We start from the raw sequence: 2175 nt of genomic DNA on the forward strand, positions 1-2175 counted from the left end.
AAAAATTAAATTTTAATGCCGCAACAGCTTACCAATTCTTCAATGATGTCACATACGCTCAATATTTTTGACTAATAATTGAGTTCGATCGCCCTTTTGAATTCCTTAACTGCCTCAACATGACTCGGCATATTAACACACCTGACAAGTAAATCAATATCGAGTTCTGGGAGCAATTGAGAACTCGCAATCTGTTCGTATCCTTCCTTTCCCAGAGCATACAGAGACAGTCGGCTGTTTTCCCAAAACCAGACTTCAGAAATTTGCAGGCGTTTGTAAGCCTCTAGCTTATCAATTCCGCCGCTAGTTACGACTACTTCGATCGCTAAATCTGGACGTTCTCTATCAGCACCCAATTCGTAAGATTTGTCTGCTTCACACTTCACTCGTTCCGATTCATTTTCTAAAGTCAACGAACCCGTTGGAGTGAAATCGATTCCTGCTTTCAGCAAATATGTTTCCAGTAAAGCACCAATTCGTTCTTTCCCTATTTCGTGTTTTCTTCCAGGCATTCTCTGAATCTCCAGTATCCCATCTAAAAATGACAGCCGAACTCCGGGAATATCCAGCATCGGTTCTAAGGTTTTGAATTGTTCCCAGCTTAACCCTGGAAATAGTAACGGCCGATCTAATTTTTCTTCTAATGTTGTTGCAGTCATGGCGCTCCTTTATTCCTAATGTAAAATCTCAAATCGATCGACCTTCAAATGGCATCAGGATCTATACCCTGACTTATCAAGTATGCCATTAGGCGATCGGCACGCTGGCGTTCCTCATCGGCCCGCTGTTGTTCCTGTTCCACCCGTTCCGCACCCCACAGCAACAAATTGCCATTCTCATCCCACCAGCGCAACCAATAACCCGTTCTCTGAGATTTTTTTCCTGACCAAACCCCCAGAAATAAACCCATTGATTCTATCCAAAATCGACTATTAGCATCTGGTTCTTGCTTTGTGTACTGTCCTGAAACCAAAAGGTATACTTCTAATTCTCCCGATTTAGGATCGAAGATTGCATAAACTGGAACTTGCAAAATTTGCTCGTAAAACCGCCACTTGCCGTAAGGATATTTTGATATTGTCGAATATTCACTGCCCTTAGTATCCGATAAAAATTCCATCACTACTGCTGGAACTTATCCCTCAGCAGTGCGCGTATAACTGCGGCGGACTTCTCCTAGTTCTGCTGGTAATACCGAGGGAACGTAGACCCAATCTGGTGCTTTTACTACTGTTTTGTCATTGACTTTGGCGCACAGTCCAAAGTTGGAAGCTATTAGCATTGAAGCTATGATAAATCCTGCAAGTTCCAAGGCTTCTCGCAGGGCGGCTGCTAAAAGTGGTTGGTCGATGTTTTCAACTGGATCGTCCGGTAATTTAAAATCGTCTGGCAATTTTTCCCAAGTTATATTGTACTTGGTTTGCGTTGCGGGCGGTTTTGATAATGTTTGCGTCATTGCTTTTCCTTGTTTCGATTGAAAGAGTTTTTTTAATAAGATTTGCACAACTTTAATCTCGGGGTGCGCGCTGCCAACCTTACTAACTGAAACCTCTATAATGCGTACCTTCCTAACTGTAGGGCGCGCCACGCACCTTACCGACGGTTATTCAATGATACCAGATTTCAAGGAGTATTTTCGGGAGCAACTGGTTCTGCTGATTTTGCAGTTTGAGAAGGAATAACAGGCAATTTTTGCTGTTTGTTAAAACTGGGCAATCCCGGCTTAACAGATTGATTTACTGCCGTTGTACTCGCATTTACTTTCTCTGAAATAGGAGCTAATGTTTGAGCAACTTTAACTTGCTGCCGCAGTTGTTCTGTCGAGCCCAACAAGCCTCCCAATCCGTTAAATAACCTGCGAATGTTGTTGCGGAAAGCCGGGTCTCCCGTCAGTTCATCCACGTCGGAAGTGATTTTCTGCACGTTCTGAAATGTAGCTCGTGCAGAATCTAGGGTTTGTTGCAATAATAGCAAAGTTGCGGGATTGTTTAGCTGGCTGGATAAGTCTCGCAAAGTAGCAGAAGCTTGGGCTGCATTGGCTGAGAGGATTTCTAAATTGTTGAGCAATTGTCCTTGGTTGATTCGATTAATTGTTGGACTCAAACTGCTGACGGCTACCCGCAATTCTTGACTGCTTTGATTGATGTTATTCAGAGTTGAGACTAAACTGGCGCG

Annotated in this window: 1 protein-coding gene and 2 pseudogenes; all 3 read right to left on the reverse strand. The window is 43.3% G+C overall.

Going from position 1 to position 2175, the window contains the following annotated elements:
* Window positions 1-71: 71 nt before the first annotated feature.
* A complete protein-coding gene (locus JGK20_RS34020) occupies window positions 72-659 on the reverse strand; it encodes a Uma2 family endonuclease (protein WP_293192054.1) in 588 nt (195 codons plus the stop codon).
* A gap of 44 nt (window positions 660-703) precedes the next feature.
* Window positions 704-1456: pseudogene (locus tag JGK20_RS34025) on the reverse strand (Uma2 family endonuclease).
* A gap of 167 nt (window positions 1457-1623) precedes the next feature.
* A pseudogene (locus JGK20_RS34030) lies at window positions 1624-2175 on the reverse strand (MCE family protein); the annotation flags it as partial.

It is taken from the genome of Microcoleus sp. PH2017_05_CCC_O_A (genome assembly GCF_020738785.1).
Lineage (GTDB): Bacteria > Cyanobacteriota > Cyanobacteriia > Cyanobacteriales > Microcoleaceae > Microcoleus.